This is a genomic window from Pseudescherichia sp., assembly GCF_031979925.1.
GTDB lineage: Bacteria > Pseudomonadota > Gammaproteobacteria > Enterobacterales > Enterobacteriaceae > Pseudescherichia.
On sequence record NZ_DALZFB010000001.1, the window covers coordinates 319,193 to 343,254 of the forward strand.

The following is a 24,062-nucleotide window of genomic DNA, read 5'->3' on the forward strand; positions in this document are numbered from 1 at the left end:
TTTAAGTATAGTGCGGTTATGACACACTAAAGTCTTTTTCCGTAAATTATGTTACACAGTTGTTACTGAGAAACGCGCCTCAGCGAGGCGAGTGATAGTTACATCCTGTTATATCGCTGAACATAATTTTACTTCTTGCCCGTCAGGCAGACAGGTAAAAAGTCTTAATTGAATCGTCGGAAAAGTCTCATAGATGAGGGAGATAGCCCACTTTAGTGGGCTAAAAAGCGTTAGCGCGTGCGAGGAGATTTGACTATATCGACATGCACGCCAGCCTGCTCCAGCTCGCGCTGCGTGACGGGGTTAAGCCTGTCATCGGTGATCACCCTGTTAAAGGGGTTATTTTGACCAAGTGGGTAGGGGTGAACCGCACCAAACTTTGAGCTATCGGTCAGCACAATGGCTTCACATCCCTTCTCGAGCACGGCGTTTACAACGTCGGCGCGCATCATATCCCGCCCGGTAAAACCAGTCTCAGGCTGCCAGCCATCTATGCCAATAAAAGCCTTACTGAAGTGCACCTGAGCAATATACTGGCGCGTCAATGGCCCTACCATGCTCTCACTTTTTTTCTGGTAGATACCGCCAAGCAGGATCACTTCACAGGGCGTCTCTTTCAGCAGATGAGCAATATAGCTGCTTACCGTAATAATGGTGATATCTTTCTGCTCTGCGAGGGTGCGTGCCAGCAGCGCATTGCTACTGCCGTTTTCAATAAATATCGTTTCACCCGGCTCTACCATAGAGGCAGCAAATTCCGCCAGCTCACGCTTAAGGGCAAAATTATTGAGCATTCGGGTTTCAACATCGTCGCTTTCCAGCGGCACGGCGTAACCATGGGTACGCCGCAAATAGCTCTGCTTCTCCAGCGTATTCAGATCCTGACGGATAGTGACTTCCGAAACGCCGGTGGTTTTAGCCAGATCGCTTACGCTGACCCGGCCTTTATCGATCACCATCTGTAAAATAGTTTGTTGTCGGGAATTCATTGCGATTAAATTTCCCACGGCGTTTTAGGCGAATTTTGCCCTTGAGCCTGCTCTGCATCGTTTAGTGCCAGAAGCTCTGCCTTAAGAATTTCAAGATTATGAATGGCAGAGTGATAATCACCCGCAACCAGAATATCGAGCACGGTATCAATGCGTCCTGCCAGTTGCTCTGCGTCGATGTCAGCCATCATGTCACTCCTGATTGAAAAGGTAATAAATTTAATGATGCAAAAAATAGTGTAAAAAGAGAAGGAGAAAAAAATAAATCTCAAAAAAGCATAAGTAACCAAAATAAATTGATGGCTAACGCATTTTTCGCGTCAGATAACGCTTATACCAACGCTCAAATGCAGCTGCAGGCATGGGTTTGGCAAAGAGAAATCCCTGTCGTTCATTGACGCCATTTTTCGTCAAAAAGGCATCCTCTTTGGCGCTCTCGACGCCTTCGGCTATCACCTGCAGGTTTAGCGCCTGTGCCACGGCGACGATGGCCCGTACCAACGACTGCGAGACGGACTGCTTATGCACGTCGCGCACAAAGGACTGATCGAGCTTGATAGCGTCAATGGGGAAGCGCGCCAGCTGCGACAGCGACGAGTAGCCGGTACCAAAGTCATCGAGATGCACCTGCGCCCCCAGGGCGCTGAACTGCTCAATCACCGACAGGGCCAGCTCCTCGTTTTCAATCAGGCAGCGTTCGGTCAGCTCAACGTCAATGGGGCTGTATTCAAAGTGCAGATCGTTAAGCGCCTGCCTGAGATCGCTGCAGAGGGTCTGGTCCGCCAGCTGACGTGCGGAGAGGTTCACCGCCACGCGCATATTTAACCCCTTGTCACGCCACTTAGCGACCTGTTGCAACACGTCGAGCATGATCCAGCGCCCCAGAGGGACGATTAGACCGGACTCCTCGGCATAGGAGATAAACTCGTTAGGGGCGAGAAGGCCACGCTCTGGGGACTGCCAGCGCACCAGCGCCTCCAGGCTGCGGATCTCCCCGCGCCAGGTGACTTTGGGCTGGTAGTAGATCACCAGCTGGTTATCGTCCAGCGCCTTGCGCAGGTTGGTGTCCAGCCACAGATACTCAAAAACGCGCTGGTTCATCTCTGGGGTAAACACGCAAAACTTACCCCGGCCGCTCTCTTTCGCCGTATACATGGCGGTATCGGCGTTGCGGATCACGCTCTCCCGATCCTTACCGTGCTGGGGAGCCAGCGAAATGCCCAGCGAGCACCCCGAATGGACTTCAATAAGCCCGATGCGGAAGGGCTGACGCAGACGGGTTAAGATCCTCGATGCCATCGCCTCCAGCGCGCCCTGCGAGGTTTTAGTCGCCAGCACGATAAATTCATCACCCCCGAGTCTTGCCAGCACCTGGCCTTCGTCCAGACAGCTTAAAATGGCCAGCGCAACCGCCTGTAAAAGCTGATCGCCAAACATATGCCCGTAGGCGTCGTTTACCTTTTTGAAATTATCGAGATCGAGATAGACAATACCCACCTGGGTGTCACCTCGTTTCGTAATGGCGTCGCTCACCAGCTCGTTAATCGCATTGCGGTTAGGCAGGCCGGTTACGGTGTCGGTATTCGCCAGCACGCGCAGACGCTCCTGGGCGCGACGCTCTTCAGTAATATCGGTCCCGGAGCAGATAAGAAATATTTCATTTTTACCGCTGCCGCTGTGGACAAATTTGTTGCGGAAGAGGAACAGCCGCTGTCCTTTGCGTGTTTTAATCCAGCGTTCAGCTTCGTACGAGCTACCGCTAAGAAAAAAATTATCAATATTGCGTTGTGACGCGACGGCCTCTTTGCGGCTCATGAATAGTGTGAAAACGTTCTGGCCAATAACCTCTTTCTCGCGCATACCGGTATACTCTTCGCATAGCCGGTTAAAGCGCTGAATATTGCCATGGCGATCGAGAATAACAATCACCGAGTGGGCTTCAGAGAGCACCTGTTCAGCAAAAGAGAAGCCCTGAACGCTATCCCGGTTTACGGAGGAGGTATCGTTCCAGGAGGAGGCGGTGCCCGTCCACTCTGTATTACTGATTTTTCGGCCAACCAGGTGCAGGTGCACGTCGCTGCCAAACAGGGGTAGGGTAGTGGTCACGCTGGAGGTGATCACCGTCATGGCCCTGATCTGCTCGGCCTGCTCATCGTTAAGCGTTATCGTCTGGCTTGTTTCGGCGTTTTCACTTGCGGCAAGCTGTAGCGTATTGCTGTCGGCTGAGAGTCGCCAGAATGGGCTACTTGAACCCAAATAGCGAAACAGCACACTTTGATCCAAATCCTCTTTCATGCTTCCTCCTGTCCTGCTGAACACGCTACGGTCACACATTTTAAGGTCGACAAAGCCGCAAGGGTTATACCAGAACACTCTGTTTTTTCAGGCGATATTATAATATTTCTGCTTCAGCTAAAAATCAGAATTAGTGAAAATTTATTACATGAGGGAAGGGCAAAACGGTGTTGGCCTCGTCTATCACGAGGCCAACACGGCACGGAGATAATTAGGCCTGCGGGCGGGCAATAACGCTGCGCGTCTCCATGCGAACTTCAGCGATAGTGACATCAATCACATCACTCACTTTATACGCGGTTTCGCCTTTAATCGTTACTGTACCGTTCTCCTGGCTGCAAACCATCTCATCGCGCACGGCGTGCAGGAACGGAGCTGGAATAAACGCGACCGCGCCGTTGTCCACCAGGCGCACGCGCATACCGCCGCGGCTGATATCGATAATCTCAGCGGCAAAGCGGGTATCGGTTCCAGCTTTGTCCTTCAGGAAACGGGCATACAGCCAGTCGCCGACGTCACGCTCGGCCATACGGTTGAGGCGACGGCGCTCGGCCATTTGCAACGTAGCCTCATCCTGCGGACGGGCAATGGTTTCGTTTTTAATAATCGCTTTCAGCAGACGATGGTTGATCATATCGCCATATTTACGGATAGGGGAGGTCCAGGTCGCATAGGCATCGAGGCCAAGACCGAAGTGAGGACCCGGCTCGGTGCTGATTTCAGCAAAGGACTGGAAGCGGCGGATGCGGCTGTCGAGGAAACCTGAAGGCTGTGCATCGAGTTCACGGCGCAGCTTGCAGAAGCCTGCGAGGGTCAGCACCTCTTCAGCATCGACATGCATGCCGTGCGTTTTCAGCAGCGCGGCCAGCGCTTCGCCATTTGCTGGATCGATCCCCAGATGGATGTTGTAGATCCCGAAGCCCAGCTTATCGCGCAGAACGCGTGCCGCACAGATGTTGGCGGAGATCATCGACTCCTCCACGATGCGGTTAGCGATACGGCGCGGCTCGGCGACAATGTTCAGCACCTCGCCTTTATCACCCAGCACAAAGCGGTAGTCCGGGCGATCTTTAAACACCAGCGCGTGCTGGGTACGCCACTCGCTGCGGCTCAGGCAGACACGGTGCAGGAGGCGGATCTGGTTAGCAATCGCCTCTGACGGCGGCTGCCAGCCTGCTTTGCCTTCCAGCCAGTCGGAGACTTCGTCATAAACCAGCTTGGCTTTCGATTCGATGGTCGCGGCGAAGAAGGTGATATCCTCTTCAATAGTGCCGTCGGCGGCAATGATCATGCGGCAGGCGAGTACGGGACGCACTTCCTGCGCCCGCAGGGAGCAGAGATCGTCTGACAGCTCGCGGGGCAGCATCGGGATGTTAAAGCCCGGCAGATAGTTGGTGAAAGCGCGTACTTTGGCGATATCGTCCAGCTTGCTGCCTTCGGCGATCCATGCGGTGGGATCGGCAATGGCTATAGTCAGCTGCAATTTATCGTCAGCCAGGGCTTCGACAAACAGAGCGTCATCCATATCTTCGGTGCTGGCGCTGTCGATAGTGACAAAGTCCAGAGCGGTCAGGTCGACACGCTCAAGTCCTTCGTCCAGCATCTCAGTTGCCACGCCGTTCGGCGCCTCTTTTTCCAGATTGTGGCGGGCAAGGGTCACCCACCACGGCACGAAGTGGTCATCACCGAAGGTGATAAACTGCGTCAGCTCGGCGTAAAAGCCGCGATCGCCTTTCAGCGGATGGCGACGCATTTCGGCTACCGCCCAGTCGCCCTCTTTAAAATCATGCTCCACGCCGCGCATAGCCCGGCAGGGAATAGCCTCTTTCAGCAGCGGATGATCCGGTACAATAGACAGGCGATCGTCTTTTCTGTGTACTTTACCGACAAAACGCGTCAGGAACGGTTCGACAAGCTCTTCCGGCTCGGCGGATTCCCGATCTTTGTCACTGTGGATCACGGCGATCACGCGGTCGCCATGCATTACCTTTTTCATCTGCGGCGGCGGAATGAAATAGCTTTTCTGTCCGTCAACTTCGAGGAAGCCAAAGCCTTTTTCGGTGCCTTTTACGACGCCTTCCGCACGCGGCGTTTGGGAATGCAGTTGCTGTTTAAGCTGCGCTAGCAGCGGGTTGTCCTGGAACATAATTTTATATTTTCGTGGCCATTAGAGCGGCTGACAGTTTTACGCGATTCTGGGTGTCGCAGCAAGCGCTGTTTCGCGCTAATGCGAGTCCCCTAGCGCGATTTTAAGACGATTCAACCAGCCACACAGACCGCTCCACGCCAGCAGATTAACGGCCTGCTGCGGGGAAAGCCCCTGTTCAACGAGGGGAGTAAACTGGGCGGCGCTAAACCTGTCTGCGGCACGAGTTAAAAGCTGCACCGCCTGGATAACCGCCCGCGCCTGGGGATCGCCCTGGCTCCACGTATTTAATGCCTGATCGCCGCTGCGCAACGCGGCGATCGGCGCATCGGGTACGGCGGACGTAGCCCTGGTGTTAAAGCAGTCCAGGCTACCGTTGATCCGCGCCGTCAGCAGGGCCACCAGGTCGATCAGCGAGGCATCAAGCGTGTCGCACATATCGCTTTGTAAAACCGCCCCCAGCGCGTTAAGCAGGTGATGCTCATGGGCCAGAATTGGCGTCAGAACCCGCAGGGTAGGTAGCGGCTGCCACTGGGCCAACGATGCCAGCTGGGCCGCGCTGGCGAGGTGTCGCTCCACGCTCTCAAGCTGCGGCGTCCATCGGCTTTGGTGGTTGCGGAAGGGCTCGGCAGCAGCATCCTGCTGCATCTCCATGCCGGGGAGCCAGCGGACGGGCTGGCTGAGCAGGGCCTGCAACGTGGCGATAACCCGCGCCTGGAAGCCGATAAAACCGATAATCTGATCCATCAGCACGATGTCCCAGGTGGTCAGTCCCACCTCTTCAAGCTGCTCTCGCGCCCGGGCGTCAATCACCTCCGGGGAGCTGGCGAGCTGTCTGGCATACTGGGTGATCTGCGCCAGGCGATGATTGCTTTCACGGGAGGAGTCCGGGCCGGGCAGCGGGGCAAGGCGGGCAGCATAGTGATTGCACAGGCGCTGAACGCCGTAGACCTGGGCTACCGTTAGCGCCGTGCTCAGGCGATCGTAGGCGCTAAAAGTGCGCAGGCGACTAACGCTAACGCTGCGGGGAAAGAGCCGGTCGTAAAGCGCGCGGGCAGGATCCAGCCAGCTTTGACAGGGGGCGATGACATCCTCAGGCAGCACAAGATCCAGTAGAAAACGATCGGTGACGGTGGCGGCTTCGGGAACTAACGGTAGCGCTTGTGCCTGGCCGGTACTCGACTGGGTCTCATGATACCAGTGGCCTTTGCCGGAAAAACGGCGTTGTTCCATGGGCTTTCCTTGATCTCAAAATGGCGATCAATATCCTGGCGTAACGCTAACGGAGGGAAAAATATTGTTAGGTGATAATAAATAGCAGAAAAGCATAAACAGCGGGGGGAGACCCCTCCCGAACGGGAGGGGAAGGGAACGCTTATTTCAGTTCCAGCTCGTTCATCGCGGCGATGCTGAAACCACCGTCTACGTGAACCACTTCACCGGAGATACCGCCGGAGAGGTTAGAGCAGAGGAAGGCTGCGGTGTTACCTACGTCTTCGATGGTTACGGTACGGCGGATCGGGGTTACCGCTTCGCAGTGGGCCAGCATTTTACGGAAGTCTTTGATGCCGGATGCGGCCAGGGTACGGATCGGACCGGCAGAGATGCCGTTCACGCGCACGCCTTCCGGACCCATTGCGTTCGCCATGTAGCGCACGTTGGCTTCCAGAGAGGCTTTCGCCAGACCCATTACGTTGTAGTTCGGAATAGCGCGCTCGGCACCCAGGTAAGAGAGGGTCAGCAGAGCAGAGTCCGGGTTCAGCATGGAGCGGCACGCTTTCGCCAGCGCAACGAAGCTGTAGGAGCTGATGTCGTGGGCAATTTTGAAGCCTTCACGGGTGACGGCGTTAACGTAGTCGCCGTCCAGCTGGTCGCCCGGTGCGAAACCGATGGAGTGCACGAAGCCGTCAAACTTCGGCCAGCTTTTCGCCAGCTCAGCGAACAGACCGTCGATGCTTTCGTCTTTAGCAACGTCACATTCCAGAACGATGCTGGAACCCAGCTGCGCGGCAAACTCTTCAACACGGCCTTTCAGCTTGTCGTTCTGGTAGGTGAATGCCAGCTCAGCGCCTTCGCGATGCATAGCCTGTGCGATGCCGTATGCGATGGAGAGTTTGCTGGCAACGCCAGTTACCAGAATGCGCTTACCGGAAAGAAAACCCATAGCTCTAATCCTTATATTCATTGTTGTGGCGCTCGTCAGATATGGCCGCGAGCGTCGTTAAAACGCGGCGATAATAGCACGTGTCGCCATATGTGTTAATCCGACCACCCTAAAGAGTGGCGCTAGCGGTCTTTTCGCCAGGCATCCGCCGTCAGCGCCTCGCCAAAATGGCTGGCAATAAGGCGTCGGGTCAGCTCATGTAGCGGGGCGGCCAGCACTTCAGCGGTACTGCCGCGCTCAACCACCTCGCCCTGGTGCATCACGATGACCTGGTCGCTGATGTGTTTCATCATACCGATATGCTGGGTAACGTAGATATAAGAGATACCCTGTTTCTCCTGCAATTCCAGCATCAGGTTAATTAATTGCGAACGCATCGACATATCCAGCGAGGCCAGGGCTTCATCCGCCACGATCACCTTCGGGCGCAGGATCAGCGCCCGGGCCAGCCCCAGACGCTGTTTCTGGCCAGGGGCGAGCATGTGCGGATAGTAGCTGACGTGATCCGGCAGCAGACCCACCATGCGCAGGGTCTCAATCACCCGCTGCCGCCGCGCCTCAGGATCCAGGTCAGTATTCAGGCGTAGCGGAAAGTCGAGGATCTGCGAGATGCGCTGGCGGGGGTTCAGCGACGTCGAGGGATCCTGAAAAATCATGCGGATGCGCTGGCTACGAAACGAGTAGTCGCCGTAGCGCAGGGGGCTATCGTCAATCAGCAGCTCGCCGGTAGTCGGTTCGATCATGCCCGCCAGCATCTTTGCCAGCGTCGATTTACCGGAGCCGTTCTCACCAATAATGGCCAGAGTCTGTTTCTCCCGCAGGGTAAAGCTGAGCGGCTTAACCGCCTCTACCGTCTGGCGATGGAACCAGCCGGTACGGTAGCGGAAGGTCTTACTCAGGTTACGTACTTCCAGCAGGGTGTCGACCATCTCACTCTTTCTCCATATTTAACGGGAAATGACAGGCAAAGAGGTGATTTTTAGGCCCGGCCAGCAGGGGACGCTCAATGCATTTACGCTGGGCGTAGGGGCAGCGCGGCCCCAGCCGGCAGCCAATCGGCAGATGTTCGAGGAGTGGGATCGCCCCCGGCAGCGTATTCAGACGGCTTTTATGCGGCATGGCGCTGCCAAAGTCAGGAATAGCGCGGATCAGCGCCTGGGTATAGGGGTGATGCGGCGTGGCGATCAGCTCCTCGCTCGGCGCGGTCTCCACGGTCTGGCCGCAGTACATCACGTTGATCCTATCCGCCCACTGGCTCAGCATCTGCAGGTCATGGCTGATCAGAATAATGGTGGTGTTGTTGTTTTGGTTGAGCCGGGTCAGCAGACGGAAAATCTGTGCCTGGGTGGTCGGCTCCATGGCGTTGGTCGGCTCGTCGGCGATCAGCAGGCGCGGCTGGTTCGCCAGCGCAATGGCAATCATCACCTTCTGGCACTCGCCGTCCGTCAGCTCGTAAGGGAAGCTACGCATCGCATCTTTATGATCGCGAATACCAACCCGGTGCAGCAGCTCGATGGCGCGCCGTTTCCGCCAGCCCATGCGCTGCCACCAGCGGCCTTTATAGGTCCAGGCCGGAATGTTCTGCATCAGCTGTTTGCCGACGCGCTCGGAAGGATCGAGACAGGACTGCGGCTCCTGAAAAATCATCGACACGTTGTGGCCGAGAATTTTCCGCCGCTCGCGCGCCGAGAGACGCATCAGATCCACGTCGTCGAAGCGCATTCGGTCGGCGGTGACCCGCCAGTTATCTTTAGTCACGCCACAGATCGCTTTGGCTATCAGGCTCTTGCCCGAACCAGATTCGCCCACCAGGCCGCGGATTTCACCTTCGGCAAGGGTGAGCGTGACGCGATCGACGGCCCTGACCCAGCCTTCGCCGGTCTTGACCTCAATGGTCAGGTTACGAATATCAAGTAGTGGCACTATTCCACCCCCGCATTGACCGCACGGCGGATCCCGTCGCCCAACAGGTTAACCAGTAATACGCTTACCATGATCGCCGCCCCTGGCAGCATCACCGTCCAGGGCGCGACGTAGATAAGCTCCAGCGCGTCGCCCAGCATCGCTCCCCATTCCGGAGAGGGCAGCTGCGCGCCAAGATCGAGAAAGCCCAGCGCGGCAATGTCGAGGATTGCCATCGACAACGCCCGGGTGATCTCCGTCACCAGGCCCGCGGTCATGTTCGGCAGCACCGCGAACCACAAAATATTAAGCGTCGTCGCACCGTCCAGCCGGGCGGCGACCACATACTCCTTCTCCAGCTCGTCGTGCACCATGCTGTAGACCGATCGTACCATCCTTGGCAGCAGCGCCAGCCAGACGGCAAACATGGCATGGGAGAGGTGCGGCCCGGCAAAGGCCACGACGATGATTGCCAGCAGCAGAGAGGGGATGGAGAGCAGCGTATCAAGCACATGGTTCAGCACCGCCGAACGCAGGCCGTGCGTGGCCCCAGCCACCACGCCCAGCACCAGGCCGCAGATCGTTGCCGCCAGGGTAACGACAAACGCGCCGCCTACCGTTGGGGCCGCGCCGCTGAGCAGGCGGCTTAGCACGTCGCGGCCGAGGTCGTCCGTACCGAGGAAGAAGGAGACATCCCCGTAGCGCGACCACGAGGGCGGCAGCAGCTGGTAGCCGAGAAACTGCTGATCGATACCGTAGGGGGCAAACCAGCGGCCAAAAATAGAGAGCAGCACCAGCCCGGCGCAGCCGTAGAGACCCACCATGGCGGTAGTATCGCCATAAAATTTGCGCCACACCGTGCGCAGCGCACCGGGGGTCTGCTTCTCGTTATAGACGTTATCGGAGGGCATACCATTCCTTATGTTTCAAAGGGTTCGCCAGCGCGCCCAGAATGTCGGAGAGAACGTTAACAATAATGACCAGCGCGCCGATTACCATCACCCCGGCGGAGATGGCCGCATAGTCCTGCTGACGGATGGCGTTGATGATCCAGCGCCCCAGACCTGGCCAGCTAAACACCATCTCGGTGATCATCGCCAGCGTCAGCATGGTGGAGAATTGCAGTCCAAGACGCGGGATCACCGGCGGCAGGGCGTTGTGCAGCACGTGGCGGCGCAGGATAGTCAGGCGCGACAGTCCGCGCGTGGCGGCGGCTTTGATGTAGTTTTGGTCAAACACCTCAGTGGTGCTGATGCGCATCAGGCGGATCACCTCGGTGGTCGGTGCCACTGCCAGGGTCAGTACCGGCAGAACCATATGGCGCAGGGCGCTGACGATCATCTCCTCACGCCATATTGACTCCGAGAGCCAGGCATCAATCAGCGCAAAGCCGGTGACCGTCTTCACCTCATAGAGCAGATCGAAGCGGCCAGAAACCGGTAGCCAGCCCAGCGTCAGTGAGAAGAAGAGGGTAAGCAGCAGCGCCAGCCAGAAGATGGGGATCGAGAAGCCAATCAGGGCCAGGGCGCTGATCAGCTTATCCTGCCATTTGCCGCGCATAATCCCGGCCATCATGCCCACCGGAATGCCCACCACCAGCGCAAAACCGAAGGCGAGAATACACAGCTCCATGGTAGCGGGGAAGACCTCCTTGAGCTGCTCGGAGATCAGCTGGCCGTTGATGCTGGAAACACCAAAGTCCCAGTGCAGCACCCCCTTAAACCAGAAGAACCAGGCGTTCCACAGCGAGGCTCCCTGCAGCGGCGCGTGAGGGGTAAAGTAGCTCAGGCTGAAACCGACAAAGGTCAGCAGGAACAGCGTGACCAGCAGCAGAAGCAGGCGGCGCAGCGTAAAGATAATCATGGTTGCTTCACCTCTTCTTTTTCAGGCTCGCGCAAGACCCCGGCAAACGAGGCGTTGCCAAACGGGCTGAGTACGAGGCCTTTAATGTCATAGCGGTAGGCTTGCAGACGCAGGGAGGAGGCCAGCGGCAGCACAGGCAGCTCACGGGCAAGGATCGTCTGCGCCTCATCGTAGGCTTCAATGCGTGATGCCAGCTGCTGAGAGGTCAGGGCCTTCTGCAATATGGTATCAAACCCCCGGTGGCACCAGTGGGCAAAGTTAGTTTGCGACTCGATAGCGGCGCAACTGAGCAGCGGGCGGAAGAAGCTGTCGGGGTCGTTGCTGTCCGTTGACCAGCCAGAGAGGGTCAGGTCGTGGTTCATGTCCATCAGTCTGGCCTCCTGAAAACGCCCTTCGACGGGCACAATCACCACTTTTACGCCTACCTGAGCCATGTCTGCCTGAATAAGCTCGGCAGTCTTCAGCGGGCTGGGGTTCCACGCCTGCGAGCTGGTCGGCACCCATAGCTGTAGGGTCATGTTCTCCAGGCCCAGCGCAGCCAGCTGCTGCCTGGCCTTTTCCGGATTGTATTCGGTGATTTTCGCTTCGCTGTCATAGGCCCAGGAGGCGCGAGGCAGGATCGAAGCGGCGGTCTCCGCCGTGCCGTAGTAGATCGACTGCATCAGGCGCTGGTTGTTGATGGCCAGCGCCAGCGCGTGCCGTACGGCAGGGTTATTCAGCGGCGCTTTGTCGGTATTGAACGCCAGATAGGCGATATTCATCCCTGGGCGCAGGGTCAGGCGCAGGCGCGGATCGTCACGTAAAATCGTCAGCTGGCTGGCGGCAGGCCAGGCGAGCACATCGCATTCACCGGTCAGCAGCTTAGATAGCCGCCCGGTTCCCCCGGAACCCAGATCGACCACCACCTGCGGCATCAGCGGCTGGCCGCGCCAGAACTTAGTATGGCGTTGCAGGCGGATATACTGGCCGGTACGGTACTCTGCGAGCTGGAACGGCCCGGTGCCTACCGGCTGGCGATCCAACAGCTCCTGACGATCGCGCTTAGCTAGCTGGTCTGCGTATTCGGCAGACATCACCGAGGCGTAGTGCGTTGCCAGATGCCACAGGAATGAGGCGTCCGGTTTTTTCAGGCGAAACTCCACCGTGCGGCTGTCGAGCTTGCGCACGCTTTCGACCGAGTCGGCAAACTGTAAGCTATCAAAATAGGGAAAGCTGCTGCCGTTGACGTTATGCCACGGGTGGTGGCGATCGAAAATGCGCTGGAAGCTAAAGACCACGTCGTCGGCGTTGAGCGCCCGCCCTGGCGTAAACCACGGCGTTTTCTGGAAGGCGACGTTGCTGCGCAGGCGGAAACGGTAGGTCGCGCCGTTATCCAGCACCTCCCAGCTCTCTGCCAGCTCAGGTACCAGACGATAGGTGTAAGGATCCACGTCCAGCAGGCGATCGTAAAGCTGGGCCGCCAGGGTATCCACAATCAGACCGCTGCTCGCTTTTTGCGGATTGAAAGTGTTAACCTGGCCATTCACACAGTAGACAAAGCCGCTATTACGAATATCCGCCGCAGCGGGATCCGCAGGCGCAGCCTGGACGTGCCCGCTTAACAGGCCGACTGCCATGAGCAGGGAAGATATAATCAGGCGCATAATTTCTTTAGCTGTAAGACCGATTTACAAAGTGTATCGCACTTAGTATGGCTACGTAAAAATGTCTGCGGATAAGCGGCGCAAAAGTCGTCAATCAGGCCGGTTTCGTATGCGGCTTAGGCTAAAAAGGAGAGCCAGAACGGTCGCCAGCACCGCAATCCACAGGCTCAGGCGAACCGCGTCCGCCGCCTGAGCACCGGCTGGCGCTGAAATCGACATGATTACCCCCACTAACGCACCGCCCAGGCACTGACCGAAGGTACGCATAATGGCCAGTACCCCGGAGGCGTAGCCGCTGTGTGCTCGCGAGGCGTTTGCCAGCATTTCACGGTTGTTAGGGCTTTGGAAACAGCCAAACCCTATGCCGCAAATCAGGCTGCGCACGCCGATATCCCAGGCATGGGCCTGCTCAGGAAGCAGCGCCAGCAGCGTTAACCCCAGGGTAAAAAGGGCTAAACCAACCGTGGAGATTATCGCTGCGGGATAGCGATCGGCCAGCCGTCCTGCGTGGGGAGCGGCCAGCATAATACCCAGCGGCCAGGGAGTGAAGAGCAGCGCTGAGGCAAAGACGCTATACCCGTAGACGCTTTGAAACAGGAACGGCAGAGCAATAAAGGTCACTCCCTGGCTAACGAATGAGGCCAGCGAGGTGAGCGCCGCCAGTGAAAAGCGCGGCGAGGCAAAGAGCTCCAGCGGCATGAGCGGCTGTGACGTACGTCGCTGGTGCCAAATAAATGTCAGCCCTGCGGCTATTGCGACGCTACCATATCCTGCTGCCGTCCATAGTTGAGTTTCTGCCTGACCAGGACGAGAGAAGACGTTTGCCGCCATAATCAGCCCACCCAGCATCAGCGCTGACAGTACCGCGCCAGCCGTATCAAAGGATTCGCGGCCGGGCGCGCGGTTATCAGGGATCGCCTGAAGCGTCAGGGTTAACGCAATAATTCCCAGCGGGATATTGATAGCAAATAGCCACTGCCAGCTCAGGAGAGAGAGCAGCGTACCGCCCAGCACCGGCGCGATGGCCGTGCTGGCGGCGATCAGCAGGGCATGAAGGCCCAGAATACGTCCCAACAGGCGGTTGGGGAAAACAGAGCGCAGGATCGCCGGGGCAATGCTCAGGGTAGCGGCTCCGCCTACACCCTGCACGATGCGCCAGCCAGTCAGCATGGTAAGCGAAGAGGAGAGGACGCAGCCCAGCGAGGCCAGCGTAAAGAGGCCCAGACCAAAGGCAAACAGGGCGCGAAAGCCAAGGCGGCGGGCAAGCGCGGCAAAAATAGCCAGCGTCATGGCAGCGGACAGCAGATAGCCATTGGCGACCCACACGGCGGACTGGGCAGGCACCGCCAGCGCGTGGGCAATAGGGGGCAGCGCAACGTTGACGATGACGCCATCAAATACGGCCATTGTAGTACTGGTCATGACGGCAGCCATAGCCAGCGCGCGTTCGCGTCCCGCTAAACCCTCATCCCCCGGCCTTGCAGAAAAAAGCTCCACTTTATTCACCTCTATTATGTTCATGCATTCGATGTATAAAGCCTAATGAGCAACATGGCAGGGCGGAAGACGCAGCATTTGCAGTTATAACCTGCACCAGACGCCTTCCCTCAAACCAAACGGGCAAGGTAAGATGTGAGGATGAATGCTCCCGATCTGAACCTGCTTATTGCCCTCGATGCGCTACTGGCTGAAGCTAGCGTGGCGGGCGCTGCGCGTCGTCTGGGGCTGAGCGCATCGGCGATGAGCCGGACGCTTAGCCGCCTGCGTGCGGTAACCGGCGATCCGCTGCTGGTGCGCGCTGGACGCAGCATGGTATTGACGCCCCGGGCTGAGGCTATGCGTGAAGGTGCGCAGCGCACGCTGTTTGAGGCGCTGGTGCTGCTGCGGCCCTCCCCAGCTGGGGTAGATCTGTCGACGCTCGATCGTACTTTCGTGCTGCGTACCAACGATGGTTTCATCGAAGCCTTTGGCCCGACGCTGATTGTAGCGGCCGCGAAGTGTGCCCCACATGTGCGTCTACGTTTTGTCGCCAGGGCGGAAAAGAGCGCGAAGGCGCTGCGTGAAGGGCAGGTCGATCTTGAGATTGGCGTGCTGGGGGAGATGGGACCGGAGATCCGCATTCAGGCGCTGTTTCGCGATCGCTTTGTTGGGGTAGTGAGACCAGGGCATCCGCTATCAGCGCTGTCCGGGGTAGGCGTCAGCGACTACCTCGCCCATGCCCACGTAGTTGCCTCCCGTCGGGGGCACACCGCCGGGCCGGTGGATGAGGCGCTGGCTGAGCTGGGCCTTGAGCGGAATATTGCTGCCGTTGTACCGGGTTTTCCCGCTGCGCTGGCGGTGGCGCAGGCGTCCGATCTGGTGGGGCTGATCCCCGCCTCGTTTCTTATCCATCAGCCTGCCGCGGCGTATTGCATGTTTGAACTGCCGGTAAAGGTGCGTGGCATTACGCTCTCCCAGATGTGGCACCCGCGCGCCGAGGCCGATCCGGCGCACCGCTGGCTACGCCAGTTTGTGCTGGAGGTCTGCCGTCAGCACGCTCCGGCCCCTCAACAGTGATTGGCGAGCGTCGAGCATTGGCATACTATAGGGGGATACTTTCGTTACCGTAAGGATTGCCTGCTATGGCTATCATCCCTAAGAACTATGCGCGTCTGGAGTCAGACTACCGGGAAAGGGCGCTGAAGATTTATCCGTGGGTCTGCGGGCGCTGCTCGCGTGAGTTTGTCTACTCGAACCTGCGGGAGTTAACGGTGCACCATATCGATCACGATCACACCAATAATCCGCCGGACGGCAGCAACTGGGAGCTGCTTTGCCTCTACTGCCACGATCACGAGCACTCAAAATACACCGAAGCCGATCAGTACGGCACAACCGTCGTGGCCGGAGAGGATGCACAGAAGGACGTGGGAGCAGCAACCTATAATCCGTTTGCTGACCTGAAAGCGATGCTCAACAAGAAATAATGCGTTTCCACTCCGCATAAAAAAGTGGGGCACTGAGGCCCCACGCTATTAGCATTGATACAATGTCGAACTGCTATTCAGGTAGCGCGTAAACCACGACCTGATCGCCCACCTGATCCTTCAGGATAGTGTTCCCCCCGGCGACGAACGCGACATACTGACGGCCTTTGTACTCGTAGATCGACGGATTCGCTACCGCAGGGGCTTCCACCTGATCGGACCACAGCTCTTCACCACTATCCACAGAGTAGGCGCGCACTTTGGCATCCATTGACGCACCGATAAAGACCACGCCTCCTGCCGTAACGGCAGGGCCACCGATGGTAGGCGAGCCCCAGCTTTCTGGCATAAAGAAGCCATACTGCTGCGACGCGCCAACCGGGCGACGCCACTTCACATCACCCGTATGCATATCCAGCGCCACGATTTCACCAAACGGCGGCTGCCAGCACGGCATACCCAGCCAGTTATTAGCGACTAACAGACGCATGCCGTAAGGGGCACCCTCCTGAGGAGCAAAGCCGCTCTCGTTGCCGGAATCTTTATCCGCGTTGTCATAATCTTCGCGGCTGTAGAGCTTCACATACTGCACAATGTGTGAGGTATTAACGATGGCAATCTGTTTTTGTGGATCGAACGCTACGCCGCCCCACTGGACGCCACCCGCACTGTCTGGGTAGGTCAGCGTACCTTCACCCTTCGTGGTTGGTGGCGTATACATACCCTCATAGGTCAGGTTATCCCACAGGCGGGAACACTGGCCGGCACCCACCATATCTGCCAGTTTCCATATCTCTGGCTTCTTCGATTGGTCGAGCAGCGGTGCAGGCTTAGTCGGGAAGGGCTGGGTTGGCGAAAGCACCTCGCCCTGTACTGAACCATCGCCCTGCGGAACAGGACGCTCCTCGATAGGCCAGACATCCTCGCCTGTCAGGCGGTTCACCACAAATAAAAAGCCCTGCTTGGTAGCCTGAATTAACGCCGGGATCTGCTTACCGTCGACCGTAATATCCATCAGGGTCGGTGCAGAGTTGATATCGTAATCCCACACGTCGTGATGCACCCACTGACGAGACCAGACCACTTTGCCGGTGTTGATATCCAGTGCGGTAGTGGAGGTGCCAAGCGGAATAGGCTTAACTCGGTTGCCGCCCCAGTAGTTAGGGGAGGGTGATGAAACTGGCAGATAGACCAGACCATTAGCCTCATCGGCAGACATGTGGGTCCAGACGTTGGCTGTCCCGGTGCTTTTACGGATCTCTGCCGGAATCGCTTCGAAGGTCCACTCACGCTCGCCGGTTTGCGCATTGATTGAGAACACCGCCCCCGGAGGCGCTTCGGCATAGGCCCAGTCCTTGCCAGCCCAGCCAACAAGCAGGTGGTTGCCGACTACGGTGGGCGGTTGCAGGATAGATAGTGGGTATTTAGCGTTAACCGTGTTCCACTGATTGATATTCAGTACGCCATTATCAGCAAAGTCGCTGCACGGTTTACCTGAATCGGCATCCAGCGCATAGAGGTTGCCATCCACGGTGCCCATATAAACGATCTTCTGGCACGCTTGACCAGCGACCGGATTTTTAGCCTGCCAGTAGGAGACGCCACGGTTTTTTAGTACCGGCTGGGTCAGCGCTTTGCGCGATGATTTGGTGTCGTAATGCCACTTCTCTTTACCCGTGCCGGGATCGAGCGCAATCAGGCGATCGAAAGGCGTACCAATGTAAATTGTCTCGTTGGCAAAAACAGGGGTCGCTGACCAGACGGTGGCAGGGGTATCACCTTTACCGTCCGAAACGTCACCGGTATGAAACTCCCAGACTTTGGTTAATTTATTGACATTATCCGCCGTGATTTGCTTCAGCGGACTGTATTTCTGGGCGTTAAGCTGACCATGAAAACTGTCCCAGGTGGCCGAAGAAGGAACCAGTGGTGTCGCTGGCTGCGCGGCAGATTCTACTTTCTGTCCATCATTTTTGCCCGTTGAGGCATCGTCAGTGGTTTTCGTGGTTCCGGGTGCCTGTTGATCGGCTGCATCCACGTTGAGCTCTTCCTGGGTTCCCTGCGATGCCTCTGCGGCTTTATCCTGCGCCTGCAGCGTCAGGGGGGTAACCAGCAATGCCAGCGCCGTCATGCTGACTTTCAGTAATGGCGAGTGTTTTTCGTTATGCACGGGCGGCTCCTCAGGCTCTGGCGCGATGATTGGGACGAACGGAATTGCTGCTCAGCGCAATCAGACCAATCAGGCCGACCACCATTGCTGCGGTAATGATGTATTGGTGCAGCAGCGCGGCTGCAAAACCAATACCGAACAACAGCACAAGAGTGACAATAATCAGAAAAATGCGTGTACCACGGAGGGATGCGCCACGCAGTATAAGGGCCAGCAGCGCCAGTAACACGCTGGCGATGGCCACACCCAGGGCACCAATAGTGCCGGTGACACCGGTCAGTGGGGTCAGCCACGCGTATAAAGCTACCGCGAAGCCAATCACGGCTGACAGCAGCAGCAGTATACTGCCGAAGCGTGAGGGTTGAGTTTGCAACATACCAGGAGATCCCCCTATCAAAAAAATGAACAATGATGAATATGCCGTAATGGTGGACGTAGGCCGGTGATAAACGCGCAGGAAAATGTTCCACGCAAAAGAATAAAAGCGGCATAGTCCACTAAACGTAACTGAGTATAGAAGAAGGATTTTTATATGGGGCGTTAAGTCTCAGCGCCAACTGACACTGTTCCTACAGCCCATGCTTTTTCAACAGCGCCCTGAGCTGATGGTAGGTCAGGCCGAGCAGCTCCGCCGCACGCTTCTGGTTAAATTTTGCCTGCTGTAGCGCGGCCTCCAGCAGAGACTTCTCCTGCTGGGTCTGGAACTGGCGCAGATCCAGCGGCAGGCCTGGCGCGCCAGGCAACGTTTCTGTCACCGGCTCGGGAGAGGCAGTACGCTGGAAAGGATCGATAATAATCTCATCCAGCGCCACCTCGCTGGTGCCGTGGCGGTAGACCGAGCGCTCCACTACGTTTTTTAGCTCACGAATATTACCCGGCCAACGGTAGTGGAGCAGCGTCTCGCGGGCACGTTCGGTAAAGCCCGGAAACAGCGGCAGCCGCAGCTCGCGGCACATCTGGATCGCGAAGTGTTCCGCCATCAGCATAATATCGCTCTGCCGCTCGCGCAGGGGCGGAAGCTGTACCACATCAAAAGCCAGTCGATCGAGAAGGTCGGCGCGGAACGTGCCGTCGCGCACCATCCCAGGCAGATCGGCATTAGTGGCGCACACCAGTCGGACGTTAACCTGTAACGGCTGGCTGCCGCCGACGCGCTCCAGCTCGCCGTACTCAATCACCCGCAGCAGCTTCTCCTGAACCAGCATGGGTGCGGTGGCCAGCTCGTCGAGAAACAGCGTCCCGCCGTCAGCGCGCTCGAAGCGGCCAGGGTGGCGTTTTTGTGCACCGGTAAAGGCCCCGGCTTCGTGACCGAAAAGCTCGGTGTCCAGCAGGTTCTCATTAAGTGCGGCACAGTTCAGCGAGATAAACGGCCCGTCCCAGCGTCCGGAGAGAAAGTGCAGGCGGTTGGCGATCAGCTCCTTGCCCGTTCCGCGTTCGCCGATAATCAGCACCGGCTTATCCAGCGGGGCAAGACGTGAAACCTGCTCCAGCACCTCGAGAAAGCTATTGGCCTCGCCGAGAAGATTATCCTTGTATTCCGCCATGATGAAATTCGCTATTAGTTAGTGTTATTCACCACTGTAGTCCAAATTGCCGCAGCGGTAAAATTAATCAACTCTCTATGAATCAATGAGATAAAAAGTTGGCACGGGTCTTGTATTAACTTAGCAGCAGGGCTTAGCCCGATTACATAAAATATGAGGATTACATTATGGGTATTTTTTCTCGTTTTGCCGACATCGTGAACGCCAACATCAACTCTCTGCTGGAGAAGGCGGAAGATCCGCAGAAACTGGTACGCCTGATGATTCAGGAGATGGAAGATACGCTGGTTGAGGTGCGCTCCACCTCTGCACGTGCGCTGGCCGAAAAGAAACAGCTGTCACGTCGTATTGAGCAAGCCACTGCCCAGCAGAGTGAGTGGCAGGAGAAAGCCGAGCTGGCGCTGCGTAAAGAGAAAGACGATCTGGCCCGTGCTGCGCTGATTGAAAAACAGAAGCTGACCGACATCATCACGACGCTTGAGCAGGAAGTCGTCCTGGTTGATGAGACGCTGGTACGCATGAAAAAAGAGATTGGCGAGCTGGAGAACAAACTCAGCGAGACCCGTGCCCGTCAGCAGGCGTTGACCCTGCGTCACCAGGCGGCCAGCTCTTCTCGCGACGTGCGTCGTCAGCTGGACAGCGGCAAGCTGGACGAAGCGATGGCGCGTTTTGAATCTTTCGAGCGTCGTATCGATCAGATGGAAGCCGAAGCGGAGAGCCACGGTTTTGGTAAGCAGAAATCGCTGGATCAGGAGTTTGCCGAGCTGAAAGCGAACGATGAAATCAGCGAGCAGCTGGCGCAGCTTAAAGCCAAAATGAAACAAGATATCCAATAATAACAAACGATGAATACTAACGGGCGGTGTGGGTTTACGCCGCCCCTCATCTGTAAGGAGTACACATGAGCGCGCTATTTTTGGCTATTCCTCTGACCCTGTTTGTACTGTTTGTCCTGCCGGTCTGGCTGTGGCTGCACTACAACAACCGCAGCGGTCGCGATGCGCTTTCGCAAAGCGAGCAGCAGCGTCTGGCCCAGCTCAATGACGAGGCAAAACGGATGCGCGAGCGGATAGCCTCTCTGGAAGCTATTCTTGATGCAGAGCACCCGAACTGGAGGGATCGCTAATGAATGAATTTTTCAATAAAAAACTGTGGCGAATTCCCCAGCGGGGAATGGTGAAAGGCGTCTGCGCCGGGATTGCTCACTATCTTGATGTCCCGGTGAAGCTGGTGCGTCTGATTACGGTTTTGGCGATGCTTTTTGGTCTGTTCTTCTTTGTGGTGCTCGCCTATATCATTCTCACCTTCATGCTCGATCCGATGCCGGAGGGAGAAATTGACGGCGAAGCTGTGCCGACCAGCAGCGAACTCCTTAATGCAGTAGATGAGGAGCTGGCATCAGGCGAGAAGCGTTTACGCGAGATGGAGCGCTACGTCACCTCCGATACCTTCTCGCTGCGCAGCCGTTTCCGTCAGCTCTGATTTAATGACCTAACGAGGTAGATGATGAATAGCAAATGGCAACAGACCGGCAAAAAAGCCAAACCGGCACTGAAAATCGCAGGCAAGCTGGTGCTGCTGACCGCGCTGCGCTACGGCCCGGCGGGCGTAGCGGGCTGGGCAATCAAATCCGTGGCGCGCCGTCCGGTGAAAATGCTGCTGGCGCTGGCGCTGGAGCCGATGCTTAAACGCCTCGCGACGCGCGTCTCGCGCAACATGAAATAGTTCTCTGGCGGCGCAACCTTTGCGCCGCTTGCTTTTGTTGGGCATAGATCCCACTGCGCCTGCCGCCTTATACTCCTTCTCTTATTGATACCTTCACTTCAGGGCAAAACAGGATGGCTATGAAGCGATTTAAATCTGAGCTTAACGCCCTCGTTAACCGTGGCGTCGACCGGCATCTGCGCCTGGCCGTCACCGGCCTGAGCCGCAGCGGCAAAACGGCGTTTATCACCGCGATGGTCCATCAGCTCCTTAATATTCATAACGGCGCACGCCTGCCGCTCTTTAGTGCGGTTCGCGAGGAGCGCCTGCTGGGGGTGAAGCGGGTGCCACAGCGCGATTTCGGTACCCCGCGCTTTACCTGGGATGAGGGCATTGCCCAGCTCTATGGTACGCCACCGACGTGGCCAACGCCGACGCGCGGCGTCAGCGAGATGCGTCTGGCTCTGCGCTACCGCTCGAACGACTCCCTGCTGCGCCATTTTACCGACAGCGCTACCCTCTACGTAGAGATTGTTGACTATCCCGGCGAGTGGCTGCTGGATCTGCCCATGCTGGCGCAGGACTATACCACCTGGTCCCGACAGATGACCGGTATGTTACAGGGTCACCGAAAAGAGTGGTCTGCCCGCTGGCGTCAGCTCTGCGAAGGACTGGATCCGCTGGCTCCGGCCGATGAGAACCGGCTGGCAGAGATTGCCGACGCCTGGACGGAGTATCTTCACCAGTGCAAGACCGAGGGGCTGCACTTTATCCAGCCTGGGCGCTTCATCCTGCCCGGCGAGATGGCCGGCGCGCCTGCGCTACAATTCTTCCCTTGGCCGGACGTTGATGAAACCGGTGAAGCAAAGCTAGCCCAGGCGGATAAGAGCAGCAACGCGGGGATGCTGCGCGAGCGCTTCAACTACTACTGCGAAACCGTGGTTAAAGGTTTCTATAAAAACTACTTCCTGCGTTTCGATCGCCAGATCGTGCTGGTGGACTGTCTGCAACCGCTCAACAGCGGGCCGCAGGCGTTTAACGATATGCGCCTCGCGCTGACCCAGCTAATGCAGAGCTTTCACTACGGGCAGCGGACGCTGTTTCGCCGCCTCTTCTCGCCGGTTATCGACAAGCTGCTGTTTGCCGCCACTAAAGCGGATCACGTCACTGTCGATCAGCATGCCAATATGGTCTCTCTGCTCCAGCAGCTGGTCACCGACGCCTGGCAAAACGCTGCCTTTGAGGGGATCGATATCGACTGCCTTGGTCTGGCGGCGGTGCAGGCTACGGAGAGCGGCCTGGTGGACGTCAACGGTGATAAAATCCCGGCATTGCGCGGGGATCGCCTTAGCGATGGCAAACCGCTAACGGTCTATCCGGGGGATGTCCCCGCCCGACTGCCGGGGCAGGCGTTCTGGGAGAAGCAGGGTTTTCAGTTTGAGGCCTTTCGTCCACGGGTGATGGATGTGGATACCCCGATGCCGCACATTCGACTTGATGCGGCGCTGGAATTTTTACTGGGAGATAAGCTGCGATGAACGAGCCAATCAAACCACGCGTCGATTTTACCGAACAGCCAGCAACACCGGTGCGTGAAGAGTTTAAGGCCGCCCAGGCGTTTAGCGATGCCGAGGCGGGAGAGTTCACGCCGCTGCTGGCAGAAGAGATACTTGCCGACACCCCGCAGCCGGAAGCCAGCGTCGAGGCGGCGCTGCGGCCCCGGCGCAGCCTGTGGCGCACAATGGTGCTGGCCGGGCTGGCGCTGTTTGGCGTCAGCGTGGTCGGGCAGGGCGTACAGTGGGCAATGGACGCCTGGCAAACCCATAACTGGGTGGCGCTGGGTGGCTGTGCGGCGGGCGCGCTCATCGTCGGCGCGGGGGTAGGCTCGGTGGTCGGTGAGTGGCGGCGGCTCTGGCGGCTGCGTCAGCGCGCTGAAGCCCGGGATGAGGCCAGTCTGCTGCTACATAGCCACGGCACGGGCAAGGGGCGTGATTTCTGTGAGAGGCTGGCCCGCCAGGCGGGTATCGATCAGGCGCATCCTGCGCTGCAACGCTGGTACGCCGCGATCCACGAGACGCAAAGCGACCGGGAGATCGTCACGCTCTACGCCCGGCTAGTGCAGCCAGTGGTAGATGCCCAGGCCCGGCGTGAAATCAGCCTCTCGGCGGCGGGCTCAACGCTGATGATTGCCGTCAGCCCGTTGGCGCTGGTGGATATGGCCTTTATCGCCTGGCGAAATCTGCGGCTGATTAACCGCATCGCCAGACTCTACGGGATTGAGCTGGGCTACTTCAGCCGGCTGCGGCTGTTTCGTCTGGTGCTGCTCAACATTGCTTTTGCTGGTGCCAGCGAGGTGGTGCGTGAGGTAGGGATGGACTGGCTGTCGCAGGATCTCGCCGCCCGGCTCTCGGCACGCGCCGCGCAGGGCATCGGGGCCGGGCTGCTTACTGCGCGTCTCGGCATTAAAGCGATGGAGCTGTGCCGTCCGCTGCCCTGGCTGGAGGACGATAAGCCCCGTCTGGCCGATTTTCGCCGTCAGCTAATCGGCGAGCTGAAGGCCAATATGCAGCGCAGCGGCACGCAAAAGCGTGATTGAACGCTTATCTTTACGCCATGGCGGTGGGTTTTCCACCGCTCTGTCAATAATTGTTGACAGACAGCTTCCTGACTGCGGAT

The 24,062-nt window shown here is 57.6% G+C and carries 23 protein-coding genes; 8 read left to right on the forward strand and 15 right to left on the reverse strand.

Features of this window, described 5'->3' with window-relative positions; translation table 11 throughout:
• Positions 1-230: 230 nt before the first annotated feature.
• From RTM13_RS01545 to RTM13_RS01600, 12 genes are all read right to left on the reverse strand, one after another.
• Positions 231-989 carry a DNA-binding transcriptional regulator YciT gene (locus RTM13_RS01545; RefSeq protein WP_312209545.1) on the reverse strand — a complete coding sequence of 253 codons (759 nt, stop codon included), beginning with the start codon at positions 987-989 and terminating at the stop codon, positions 231-233.
• 5 nt (positions 990-994) lie between these two features.
• On the reverse strand, positions 995-1,177 hold the full coding sequence (locus tag RTM13_RS01550) for a hypothetical protein (protein ID WP_312209546.1): 183 nt from the start codon (positions 1,175-1,177) through the stop codon (positions 995-997).
• Positions 1,178-1,292: 115 nt separating this feature from the next.
• A complete protein-coding gene (gene pdeR, locus RTM13_RS01555) occupies positions 1,293-3,284 on the reverse strand; it encodes a cyclic di-GMP phosphodiesterase (protein WP_312209548.1) in 1,992 nt (663 codons plus the stop codon).
• Between the two features lie 211 nt (positions 3,285-3,495).
• Positions 3,496-5,430, reverse strand: a complete 1,935-nt coding sequence (locus tag RTM13_RS01560; protein WP_312209550.1) for an exoribonuclease II — start codon at positions 5,428-5,430, stop codon at positions 3,496-3,498.
• Between the two features lie 78 nt (positions 5,431-5,508).
• Positions 5,509-6,663, reverse strand: coding sequence for a CMD domain-containing protein (locus RTM13_RS01565; protein WP_312209552.1), 1,155 nt, complete (start codon positions 6,661-6,663; stop codon positions 5,509-5,511).
• Between the two features lie 142 nt (positions 6,664-6,805).
• Positions 6,806-7,594: an enoyl-ACP reductase FabI gene (gene fabI, locus RTM13_RS01570; protein ID WP_103820043.1), complete on the reverse strand. Its 789-nt coding sequence runs from the start codon at positions 7,592-7,594 to the stop codon at positions 6,806-6,808.
• Between the two features lie 122 nt (positions 7,595-7,716).
• A complete protein-coding gene (sapF, locus tag RTM13_RS01575) occupies positions 7,717-8,523 on the reverse strand; it encodes a putrescine export ABC transporter ATP-binding protein SapF (RefSeq protein WP_103820044.1) in 807 nt (268 codons plus the stop codon).
• A gap of 1 nt (position 8,524) precedes the next feature.
• The gene (gene sapD / locus RTM13_RS01580; RefSeq protein WP_312209554.1) at positions 8,525-9,517 is read right to left on the reverse strand and encodes a putrescine export ABC transporter ATP-binding protein SapD; all 993 of its coding nucleotides are present in this window, start codon (positions 9,515-9,517) and stop codon (positions 8,525-8,527) included.
• Positions 9,517-10,407: a putrescine export ABC transporter permease SapC gene (gene sapC, locus RTM13_RS01585; RefSeq protein WP_312209556.1), complete on the reverse strand. Its 891-nt coding sequence runs from the start codon at positions 10,405-10,407 to the stop codon at positions 9,517-9,519. The genes sapD and sapC overlap by 1 nt, the downstream gene beginning before the upstream one ends.
• Positions 10,394-11,359, reverse strand: a complete 966-nt coding sequence (gene sapB / locus RTM13_RS01590) for a putrescine export ABC transporter permease SapB (RefSeq protein WP_312209557.1) — start codon at positions 11,357-11,359, stop codon at positions 10,394-10,396. The genes sapC and sapB overlap by 14 nt, the downstream gene beginning before the upstream one ends.
• Positions 11,356-13,002, reverse strand: a complete 1,647-nt coding sequence (sapA, locus tag RTM13_RS01595) for an ABC transporter substrate-binding protein SapA (RefSeq protein WP_312209559.1) — start codon at positions 13,000-13,002, stop codon at positions 11,356-11,358. Before sapA ends, sapB begins: the two co-directional genes overlap by 4 nt.
• Before the next feature lie 90 nt (positions 13,003-13,092).
• Positions 13,093-14,499: an MFS transporter gene (locus RTM13_RS01600; protein WP_312209561.1), complete on the reverse strand. Its 1,407-nt coding sequence runs from the start codon at positions 14,497-14,499 to the stop codon at positions 13,093-13,095.
• 141 nt (positions 14,500-14,640) lie between these two features.
• Between RTM13_RS01600 and RTM13_RS01605 the strand changes: the two genes are divergently transcribed.
• On the forward strand, positions 14,641-15,558 hold the full coding sequence (locus tag RTM13_RS01605; protein WP_312209562.1) for a LysR family transcriptional regulator: 918 nt from the start codon (positions 14,641-14,643) through the stop codon (positions 15,556-15,558).
• 65 nt (positions 15,559-15,623) lie between these two features.
• Positions 15,624-15,968 carry an HNH nuclease YajD gene (gene yajD, locus RTM13_RS01610; protein ID WP_103820051.1) on the forward strand — a complete coding sequence of 115 codons (345 nt, stop codon included), beginning with the start codon at positions 15,624-15,626 and terminating at the stop codon, positions 15,966-15,968.
• A 73-nt stretch (positions 15,969-16,041) separates the two neighbouring features.
• Here yajD and RTM13_RS01615 read toward each other — a convergent pair whose 3' ends face one another.
• From RTM13_RS01615 to pspF, 3 genes are all read right to left on the reverse strand, one after another.
• Entirely contained in the window at positions 16,042-18,138 is a 2,097-nt protein-coding gene (locus tag RTM13_RS01615) for a pyrroloquinoline quinone-dependent dehydrogenase (protein ID WP_312209564.1), read from the reverse strand.
• A 10-nt stretch (positions 18,139-18,148) separates the two neighbouring features.
• Positions 18,149-18,514 (reverse strand): hypothetical protein, encoded by a 366-nt coding sequence (locus RTM13_RS01620; protein ID WP_312209565.1) that lies wholly within the window; start codon positions 18,512-18,514, stop codon positions 18,149-18,151.
• Positions 18,515-18,707: 193 nt separating this feature from the next.
• Positions 18,708-19,682 carry a phage shock protein operon transcriptional activator gene (gene pspF, locus RTM13_RS01625; protein ID WP_312209566.1) on the reverse strand — a complete coding sequence of 325 codons (975 nt, stop codon included), beginning with the start codon at positions 19,680-19,682 and terminating at the stop codon, positions 18,708-18,710.
• A gap of 167 nt (positions 19,683-19,849) precedes the next feature.
• Here pspF and pspA point away from each other — a divergent pair, with 167 nt between their 5' ends.
• The 6 genes from pspA to RTM13_RS01655 all read left to right on the forward strand — a co-directional run bounded on the left by pspA (position 19,850) and on the right by RTM13_RS01655 (position 23,982).
• Positions 19,850-20,518 (forward strand): phage shock protein PspA, encoded by a 669-nt coding sequence (gene pspA / locus RTM13_RS01630; protein WP_312209567.1) that lies wholly within the window; start codon positions 19,850-19,852, stop codon positions 20,516-20,518.
• 65 nt (positions 20,519-20,583) lie between these two features.
• Positions 20,584-20,808, forward strand: coding sequence for an envelope stress response membrane protein PspB (pspB, locus tag RTM13_RS01635; protein ID WP_042394252.1), 225 nt, complete (start codon positions 20,584-20,586; stop codon positions 20,806-20,808).
• Positions 20,808-21,164 carry an envelope stress response membrane protein PspC gene (pspC, locus tag RTM13_RS01640; protein ID WP_312209569.1) on the forward strand — a complete coding sequence of 119 codons (357 nt, stop codon included), beginning with the start codon at positions 20,808-20,810 and terminating at the stop codon, positions 21,162-21,164. Before pspB ends, pspC begins: the two co-directional genes overlap by 1 nt.
• Before the next feature lie 24 nt (positions 21,165-21,188).
• Entirely contained in the window at positions 21,189-21,407 is a 219-nt protein-coding gene (pspD, locus tag RTM13_RS01645; protein ID WP_103820060.1) for a phage shock protein PspD, read from the forward strand.
• 119 nt (positions 21,408-21,526) lie between these two features.
• Positions 21,527-22,924 carry a YcjX family protein gene (locus tag RTM13_RS01650; protein WP_312209571.1) on the forward strand — a complete coding sequence of 466 codons (1,398 nt, stop codon included), beginning with the start codon at positions 21,527-21,529 and terminating at the stop codon, positions 22,922-22,924.
• Positions 22,921-23,982: a TIGR01620 family protein gene (locus RTM13_RS01655; protein ID WP_312209572.1), complete on the forward strand. Its 1,062-nt coding sequence runs from the start codon at positions 22,921-22,923 to the stop codon at positions 23,980-23,982. The genes RTM13_RS01650 and RTM13_RS01655 overlap by 4 nt, the downstream gene beginning before the upstream one ends.
• Positions 23,983-24,062 lie beyond the last annotated feature (80 nt).

What these genes read in the sequence shown, in the direction of transcription:
- yajD (WP_103820051.1), top strand. Translation starts at nt 15,624, where the DNA reads ATGGCTATCATCCCTAAGAACTATGCGCGTCTGGAGTCAGACTACCGG.
- pspD (WP_103820060.1), top strand. Translation starts at nt 21,189, where the DNA reads ATGAATAGCAAATGGCAACAGACCGGCAAAAAAGCCAAACCGGCACTG.
- RTM13_RS01565 (WP_312209552.1), bottom strand. Translation starts at nt 6,663, where the DNA reads ATGGAACAACGCCGTTTTTCCGGCAAAGGCCACTGGTATCATGAGACC.
- sapB (WP_312209557.1), bottom strand. Translation starts at nt 11,359, where the DNA reads ATGATTATCTTTACGCTGCGCCGCCTGCTTCTGCTGCTGGTCACGCTG.
- RTM13_RS01650 (WP_312209571.1), top strand. Translation starts at nt 21,527, where the DNA reads ATGAAGCGATTTAAATCTGAGCTTAACGCCCTCGTTAACCGTGGCGTC.
- RTM13_RS01605 (WP_312209562.1), top strand. Translation starts at nt 14,641, where the DNA reads ATGAATGCTCCCGATCTGAACCTGCTTATTGCCCTCGATGCGCTACTG.
- pspC (WP_312209569.1), top strand. Translation starts at nt 20,808, where the DNA reads ATGAATGAATTTTTCAATAAAAAACTGTGGCGAATTCCCCAGCGGGGA.
- pspB (WP_042394252.1), top strand. Translation starts at nt 20,584, where the DNA reads ATGAGCGCGCTATTTTTGGCTATTCCTCTGACCCTGTTTGTACTGTTT.
- fabI (WP_103820043.1), bottom strand. Translation starts at nt 7,594, where the DNA reads ATGGGTTTTCTTTCCGGTAAGCGCATTCTGGTAACTGGCGTTGCCAGC.
- pspA (WP_312209567.1), top strand. Translation starts at nt 19,850, where the DNA reads ATGGGTATTTTTTCTCGTTTTGCCGACATCGTGAACGCCAACATCAAC.
- pspF (WP_312209566.1), bottom strand. Translation starts at nt 19,682, where the DNA reads ATGGCGGAATACAAGGATAATCTTCTCGGCGAGGCCAATAGCTTTCTC.
- RTM13_RS01620 (WP_312209565.1), bottom strand. Translation starts at nt 18,514, where the DNA reads ATGTTGCAAACTCAACCCTCACGCTTCGGCAGTATACTGCTGCTGCTG.
- RTM13_RS01560 (WP_312209550.1), bottom strand. Translation starts at nt 5,430, where the DNA reads ATGTTCCAGGACAACCCGCTGCTAGCGCAGCTTAAACAGCAACTGCAT.
- sapA (WP_312209559.1), bottom strand. Translation starts at nt 13,002, where the DNA reads ATGCGCCTGATTATATCTTCCCTGCTCATGGCAGTCGGCCTGTTAAGC.
- RTM13_RS01655 (WP_312209572.1), top strand. Translation starts at nt 22,921, where the DNA reads ATGAACGAGCCAATCAAACCACGCGTCGATTTTACCGAACAGCCAGCA.
- sapC (WP_312209556.1), bottom strand. Translation starts at nt 10,407, where the DNA reads ATGCCCTCCGATAACGTCTATAACGAGAAGCAGACCCCCGGTGCGCTG.
- RTM13_RS01545 (WP_312209545.1), bottom strand. Translation starts at nt 989, where the DNA reads ATGAATTCCCGACAACAAACTATTTTACAGATGGTGATCGATAAAGGC.
- pdeR (WP_312209548.1), bottom strand. Translation starts at nt 3,284, where the DNA reads ATGAAAGAGGATTTGGATCAAAGTGTGCTGTTTCGCTATTTGGGTTCA.
- sapF (WP_103820044.1), bottom strand. Translation starts at nt 8,523, where the DNA reads ATGGTCGACACCCTGCTGGAAGTACGTAACCTGAGTAAGACCTTCCGC.
- RTM13_RS01550 (WP_312209546.1), bottom strand. Translation starts at nt 1,177, where the DNA reads ATGGCTGACATCGACGCAGAGCAACTGGCAGGACGCATTGATACCGTG.